General features: G+C 42.2%; 5 protein-coding genes and 1 tRNA gene. 3 read left to right on the top strand and 3 right to left on the bottom strand.

Annotated elements, in window-relative coordinates:
* From BXY_RS17210 to BXY_RS17200, 3 genes are all read right to left on the bottom strand, one after another.
* A partial coding sequence (locus BXY_RS17210) for a nucleoside-specific channel-forming Tsx family protein (RefSeq protein ID WP_208946835.1) occupies window positions 1-609 on the bottom strand: 609 nt, incomplete at its 3' end.
* A 73-nt stretch (window positions 610-682) separates the two neighbouring features.
* On the bottom strand, window positions 683-2,278 hold the full coding sequence (locus BXY_RS17205; RefSeq protein WP_015532524.1) for a SusD/RagB family nutrient-binding outer membrane lipoprotein: 1,596 nt from the start codon (window positions 2,276-2,278) through the stop codon (window positions 683-685).
* 15 nt (window positions 2,279-2,293) lie between these two features.
* Window positions 2,294-5,425 carry a SusC/RagA family TonB-linked outer membrane protein gene (locus tag BXY_RS17200; protein ID WP_015532523.1) on the bottom strand — a complete coding sequence of 1,044 codons (3,132 nt, stop codon included), beginning with the start codon at window positions 5,423-5,425 and terminating at the stop codon, window positions 2,294-2,296.
* Window positions 5,426-5,533: 108 nt separating this feature from the next.
* Between BXY_RS17200 and BXY_RS17195 the strand changes: the two genes are divergently transcribed.
* From BXY_RS17195 to BXY_RS17185, 3 genes are all read left to right on the top strand, one after another.
* The gene (locus BXY_RS17195; protein WP_008021074.1) at window positions 5,534-6,112 is read left to right on the top strand and encodes a uracil-DNA glycosylase family protein; all 579 of its coding nucleotides are present in this window, start codon (window positions 5,534-5,536) and stop codon (window positions 6,110-6,112) included.
* Between the two features lie 69 nt (window positions 6,113-6,181).
* On the top strand, window positions 6,182-6,535 hold the full coding sequence (locus BXY_RS17190) for an arsenate reductase family protein (protein ID WP_008021073.1): 354 nt from the start codon (window positions 6,182-6,184) through the stop codon (window positions 6,533-6,535).
* Window positions 6,536-6,600: 65 nt separating this feature from the next.
* A tRNA-Trp gene (locus tag BXY_RS17185) sits at window positions 6,601-6,673 on the top strand.
* Window positions 6,674-6,749 lie beyond the last annotated feature (76 nt).

The raw sequence follows: 6,749 nt of genomic DNA, 5'->3' as shown, positions 1-6,749 counted from the left end.
ATTGAAATTTTTATTTACTCCCTTGATTTGATTCAGGTTTACCCAGAATTGTGGTTCGGAGAGGAAGATAGTCTTTCCGTAGTTCGTTTCTTCACGCCACCAGTCGGCAAAGCCGGAGAAAGTGAGCAGGTTACGGCAGAAGTTTACGTACCATGTACCTGTCAACTGGAAGTTGTTAGGTGATGAATGTTTTTGAATATACTTATACATGGTGGTCAGTGTGAAACCTTTGGAGAAGGAGGCATTATTAAAGGTATACGTGGCTCCTGCCAGATAAGCATTTTTATAAGACATACCTTTGGATAATCCACCGTTATATTCAAGATGCGCAGAGAAAGGACCTTTCCAGAATTTCACTTCACGGGCTATTTCCCAATAAGCAGCAGCGACACCTTCGGAGGTATAATCCATATCGACAAAGAAATAAGTACTTCCCCAAGTATCAGGATGAAACTTCTCTACTGTGGAAGTTAACAGCGGACGACCTTGCAAATCTTTATCATACAAAGAACGTCCAAAATCATAATGTAACTGGATGTTTTGCGCCTGCAATCCCGGTACGGCAGAGAGCAACATACAAAGGAAAAGAGCAGAGATAATCTGTTTCATAAGTAAATGTGTTTAAATGAAGATGCAAAAATAGTTAAAGCTACACATATAAACACACTACTTTTATCTTTTTTTATTCCAGATTATTATTTCCCGTGTCCCACCAAAGCCTTGTACCTCCATGATCGTTTCCTCCTAAAGCTTCCACAAGCGCGGAATATTGTTCCGGGTCTTCCGTCTGCAAGGTACCGGGGAAGTTTAGACGGCGCACCATAATCTCCGTGTCGATAGAACCGTTTCTGCTATGGTTGAATCGCACGGGAAATAAACGGGGATACCCTGTTCGTCTTTGTTCTGCCCAAGCTTCGCAACCTTCCGGGAACATAGCAATCCACTTCTGTGTAATGATCTTCTCCAGTTTCGTTTCCTTATCATCCAGGCGATTCCATTTGGGAGAGACTTTACAACGGGCCTCTATATTATTTTCTTCATCATACGTGTCTATAAAGTCGGAGGCGGTCTGTTCACTTTGCAGATAATCTTCTACGCCATAGATTCCCCATTGATGGAAAGAAGTAGTTACACCGTTCTGATAACAGGTTTCTTCATCTTCATCCGTCCACCCGCGCAATGCAGCTTCGGCACGCAGAAACCAAACTTCCGAAGCAGTCATCAGAGGCGCATCGGTGCTTTGCTTGACAAACAGCTTCGACAATCCGGAATAATGACTATGAGCAAAACATGTCCCTTGACGAATTCCACGATATTGTCCTTTCAGGGTTTCATCCGTACAGCGTTCGAAATAAATTCCAAGACGGGGATCATTATACCCCACCAAGATTGATTCCATATTCGCACTCATGTAAGTTTCATTCCACACACGGTTAAGTTCTCCCAATGGATTGGTATATCCGGATTTGGTAGAAACAACGGCTCCGCCTGTTTCCGCTTCAAAGAAGCCGTAATCGTTTTCTTTTATTTTCCGTATTTCAGCACGTGCCTTATCGGGGGCAACAGAGGCAATACGCATAGCTAGACGCAAACGCAACGAATTGGCAAACTTTACCCAGGAAGGGTATTTACCATCCAACAAAATATCAAAACGTGCAAATCCATTAAATTCCGGTTTCTCCTCTATATAACCGGTGAGGGCAACCACGGCAGAATCGAGTTCATTGAAAAACTCATAATAAACATCTTTTTGTTTATCGGGACGGTAGTGGTTTTCTGCATTCGCAAAATTCTTATAAATGATGGGACCATAATAATCCGTCACACGATGCATGGCTTCTACCTTTAATATTTTCGTGATCCCGAACAAAGCAGGATGTGTATTCCGGGTAGCATTCTCCGATTGGTATATCTGCGGGAAAATATAAGAATACATATGCGTCCACATGGCGCTGTTCCAACCGTCCTGCATATTATAGTCGGAATTATGCGAACCTCCGTTCAAGGGTTTCCCGTCATGCATATATCCACCGAACATATCTGCGTTCAGATTCTGTATCAGTTGGAAAGGCCAGTTCTTCCCTTTTCCGAAATCGTAATTAAAATAAATCCCCTGCTGAATAATGCCCAAACGGATTCCATAACCATTGTCGTCAATAATCAGGTCATCATCTGTGATACCGGACAAGTCGGTATTGTAATCACGGAAATTACCGGTACATGCTACAGAAAAGAGCAGTAAGCCCAGCAAGTATAGATATACATATTTTCTCTTCATTTCTCTCTCCGACCTTTAAAATTCACATTTCAGAGTAAAGCCCAAACTACGGGTTGTAGGCATTCCGAATACTTCAATCCCTTGGTTATCATTCCCGGTGGAAAGTACCAAATCCGGATCAAAAGGAGCTTTCTTATATAAGAAACATAGATTGCGGGCCACAAACGAAAGCTGCACATCTTTCAGAACCTTCGTTTTCTGTATCCACTTCTTTGAGAAATTGTAGCTCAACGATACTTCGCGCAACCGTAAATTAGTGGCATCATACATATAATACTCTGTCACTCCGGCACGCCCGCCCACTACATTTTTATAGAATCCTTTCACATTATCGATCTGCTGACCTTCAAGCATCACATATCCTCTGTCGCGTGCATCAGCCGTAATTTCCGATACGCCATAGAGATCCATTTCCGCTTGTGTCTGTGAAAGGACTTTTCCTCCGTAACGCCAGTCAAGCAGGAAATAAAGGCTGAATCCTTTGTAAGAGAATGTGTGATCCCATCCCATCATAAAGACAGGGTTGGCATTTCCTACTTTCACCGTATTTCCGTCACCTTCCACCAATGGAAGTCCTTTGTAATCTCCTTCTGTTTCATAAACAATGTTTCTTGCGGCATCACGTACAAAGGCTTTACCGTAGATATCACCGATAGAACCACCTTTCACCAATTTCATTGCATAACTGGAAGAAAAGCTCGTAGGCCCGTAGACTAATTCTTTCAATTCGTCGTGCAGCTTCACGATCTTATTCTTGTTGGTAGAGAAGTTGATGGAAGTTTTCCAGGTGAAATCAGAAGTCAGTATCGGAGTTCCGTTCAGTGTCACTTCCCATCCTTGGTTTTGGATATTCCCAGCATTTACATATCGGAAAGCATACTTGTCACCTGCAAGAGCAGGAAGTTTGAAGAACTGATTATAAGTGTTGGTACGATAATAGGTCAGATTGATTCCTAACCGATGTTGGAAGAATCTCCATTCCGTTCCGAATTCCATGGCATGAGTCATTTCCGGCTCCATATCTTTGAAAGGAGCGGCATCATTTGCCTGTATCTCGCCACCGGCACTGATATGCGAAGCGGAATTAGTGACAAATACAGGAATATCGTTCCCCACTTTACTATAGGCACCACGCAGTTTCGCAAAAGAAATCCATTCGGGCAGCTTCACCCATTTATCAAGCAATATGGAAAGACCAACGGAAGGATAAGCAAATCCCGCTTTCTCATGTTCAGTATAAGCCAAGGTTGATGCCCAGTCATTACGAGCTGTCAAATCAAGAAATAATTTTTCCTTGTAGCCAATCTGTGCTGTACCGAAAATAGATTGAAGCTGACGATGCTCATCTATTTTCTGGTCAATACTGGCAGAACTGTTCATGATGATATTGGCAATATTAAATACATTAGCAAACTTCAGAGAAGCATTCTTAGAATCATAACGGGTCGAGTTTCTGATTCGATCATTTATACTACCGCCAATAGCCGCATCCAGTGTAAAATCTCCCCAGGTTTTCTTAAACATCGCCATGACATCACCATACATCTGCGTTTCCTGATAATCCATTTCAATATATCGACCGTTCGCTCCACACAGGGCAGTAGCGGTAGACGCATAGAATTTCTGACGCAACTTGTCAGCCCAGTAATCCATGTTGCCACGAGCTTGAATCGTCAACCAATCATTTATCTTAAAGTTTGCCGAAAGGGAAAGGATAATGCGCGTACGCGTTTCTTTACTTTGTATACGGTTCACTATCCAATATGGATTCTGTTCGAAGTCTTCGGTAAATGTATGCCAGTTTTGCACATTCAAATTCCGTTCTTCGTCATAGGTTTCAAAATGGTCTTTATAATAAGACAGATTCTCACCACGAGGAAAACGATAAAGCCCTACCAACGGATTCATATAAAAGCCTCCCGATACCGGCTTATTCTCAACAGTCTGTTTCATTACATTCACATTACCATCCAGTTTCAGACGTTTGTTGAACATGGTAGCTGTTTCGCGTAGGTTTATATTATGTTTCTTCAGCTCGTTTTTATCCATAATCCCCTTTCCGGTGGTGTTGGCATAGGAGAAATAAGTTTGTAGAGTTTCATTTCCATAGCTGACGGACACAGAAGTCATTGAAGTCAATCCGGTACGGAAAAAATCATTCAGGTTATCATGAGCTGTCAGATTCTCTTTCTCACCCCAGCTGTCTACCACATCACTGACACCGTAACGATCCTGCATTTTAGGCAGACTGAATGCTTTCTCGAAAGTTAGTCCTGTAGAGAAATTAATATTCCTTTGCCCGACAGAATTTCCTTTTTTAGTAGTGATAAGAATGACCCCGTTAGCAGCCATGCTACCATATAAAGCTGCTGCTGGAGCACCTTTCAAGATACTGATGCTTTCCACATCTTCCGGGTTCAGGTTAGAAATTCCATCACCTCCATCACGGTTGCCGGCATTCGCCGTACCTCCAATTGCCGAATAAGCCTGCTCGGAAGAGGTATTCGACATCGGCACTCCGTCTATCACATACAGCGGTTGATTATCACCGGACACCGAACGGATTCCCCGGAGACTGACTTTGGCAGAACCGCCCATACCGGAAGAGTTCTTATTGATTTGTACACCGGCCGCTTTTCCTGCCAAGGCAGTAATCATATTTATTTCTTTTACACGATTCAGTTCCTCACCTTTGATTTTCTGCGCAGAATAAGCCAGTGTAGCTTCATCCTTTTCAATTCCCAAGGCTGTTACGATGACATGGTCAAGCATCACCGCGTCTTCCTGAAGGCGTATTTCAAGCATAGTCCGACCTGTCACATTGACTTCTAAAGTCTTGTAACCTACAAAAGAAACCTGCAAGACAGCACTATCCGGAACAGATAAAAAGAATCGTCCATCAATATCGGTCACAGTACCATTGGCTCCCCCTTTTTCTCGTATTGTAGCACCGATTAGTGGTTCACCATAGACATCAATAACACGCCCTCTCACGGTATAATTGTCAGAAGGAGTTTCTATCGTCCCTCTTAACAGTTGTTGCTCCGAAGCATAACAATTCCCACCCTCCAGGAAAAATAAGCTCATTAAGAAACAACTTACTAAAATTTCTTTTTTCAATGATATAATAAGATACTGTTTGTTCATCACACCGCAAAAATAACTAAATATTTTAAATCTAGCATTTTTTCTCATTGATTTTGAGGGAAATAAACATTATCACTATTTTTGTACGAAATTAAAATGAACGATAACATGGAAATCGAAACACATCCGCTAGAACCATTTCTCCCAGCGAAATCAAAATTGCTTATGCTGGGCAGTTTCCCGCCACAGAAAAAAAGATGGTCGATGGATTTTTATTATCCAAACCTAAACAATGACATGTGGCGCATATATGGAATCTTATTCTTTAATGATAAGAATCACTTTCTGAATTCAACACTAAAATCGTTTTGTCGTGAGCAAATCATAGACTTTTTGAACGAAAAGGGAATTGCCCTGTTTGATACCGCTTCATCCATCCGCCGGTTGCAGGATAACGCATCGGATAAGTTTCTCGAAGTAGTGGAGGCTACCGATGTAGCAGCATTGCTGCGACAACTTCCCGAATGCAAAGCCATCGTCACTACCGGGCAAAAAGCAACGGACACTCTCCGACAGCAATTCGAAATAGAAGAGCCGAAAGTAGGCGATTACTCCGAGTTCGTTTTTGAAGGACGCGCCATGCGGCTTTACCGGATGCCTTCATCATCAAGAGCATATCCACTGGCATTGGATAAGAAAGCAGCCGCTTACCGGATTATGTTTCAGGATTTGCAGATATTGAAGTGAGGTTTAAGTGGTAAGTATTAAGTATTAGGTATTAAGTATTACATAGTATGAATTAAATTATAAATGAATATGGCAACATTATTTTTGCAGTACCCGGCATGCAGCACATGCCAGAAAGCCAAGAAATGGTTAACAGAAAATAACATTGAGTTTACAAACCGATTAATTGTAGAAGAAAATCCTACGGCTGAAGAATTAAAAGCATGGATTCCACGCAGCGGTTTACCGGTGAAGAAATTCTTCAACACGAGCGGATTAGTATATAAAGAGCTGAAACTAAGCGAGAAGCTGCCTGCTATGAGTGAGGAAGAACAGATAGCACTCTTGGCAACGAACGGTAAATTGGTGAAACGCCCATTGGTAGTGACAGACAGCTTTGTTCTGGTCGGTTTCAAGCCCGATGAGTGGGAAAAATTAAAATAATTCAAAACTTATTTACCCGAATGTTTGGAGATTCAGAAGTTTCTACTACCTTTGCAGCCGCAAACACGGGAGTAGCTCAGTTGGTAGAGCACCGGTCTCCAAAACCGGGTGTCGGGAGTTCGAGCCTCTCCTCCCGTGCAGAGTTAAATAGCTGTAAACGATAAGTTTATGGCTATTTTTCGTTTTAGGTCAGACGAATTTCGGACGAAATTAA

Source organism: Bacteroides xylanisolvens XB1A (assembly GCF_000210075.1).
Lineage (GTDB): Bacteria > Bacteroidota > Bacteroidia > Bacteroidales > Bacteroidaceae > Bacteroides > Bacteroides xylanisolvens.
This window is presented reverse-complemented; position numbering and strand designations above follow the sequence as displayed.